Source organism: Rhodobacter sp. TJ_12, assembly GCF_020023995.1.
Lineage (GTDB): Bacteria > Pseudomonadota > Alphaproteobacteria > Rhodobacterales > Rhodobacteraceae > Rhodobacter.
Window position 1 is genome coordinate 1 of record NZ_NRRD01000080.1, and the last position, 557, is coordinate 557.

Sequence of the window (557 nt, forward strand, 5' to 3'; positions counted from 1 at the left end):
AGTGTGCACCACAGACGCAAATTCACGTCATGCAACATGCGCGCTTGACGGCTTGTTGCACAATGTGCATTTCTGGCGACCATGCATATCTTGGCATCCTACCTCACCATTCATGGGATCAGCCAGCGGGCCTTTGCCCGCGCTGTAAATGTTGATCCCAGCATGATCTCTAGGCTCCTTCGCGGCGCCGTTCGGCCGGGGCTGGAGCTTGCCGTTGCCATTGAACGCGAGACCCGCGGGGCTGTGCTTGCTTCCTCTTGGATCCCCGAGAACCAGTTGGGCACAAAGGAGGGGGCGGCATGATGTATGCCGCCCCCTTCGACCGTTCTGAAATGGTCTCGTCATTAGAACCTCTTGCCCGGGTTCAGGATGGAGCAACCATGTCAGGAAAGTCCCCCGGAAAGTCTTCCGCCAAGCGGGAGGCGATGACCTATCGCGCCTTCTTCGCGGCGCGCTGGTCGCGCTTCGTGCGCGAGAACTTCGACAGTCCCGAGCATGCGGCCATGACCTTCGGTGTCGACGGGTCGACGGCGCGCAAATGGTGGGACGGCAGTCAT

General features: G+C 60.1%; 1 protein-coding gene and 1 pseudogene. Both read left to right on the plus strand.

The features are described 5' to 3' along the window. Positions 1-81: 81 nt before the first annotated feature. Positions 82-303, plus strand: a complete 222-nt coding sequence (locus CKO11_RS17640) for a helix-turn-helix domain-containing protein (protein WP_037087989.1) — start codon at positions 82-84, stop codon at positions 301-303. Next, positions 300-557, plus strand: a pseudogene (locus CKO11_RS17275) (hypothetical protein); the annotation flags it as partial. The gene CKO11_RS17640 and the pseudogene CKO11_RS17275, both read left to right, overlap by 4 nt.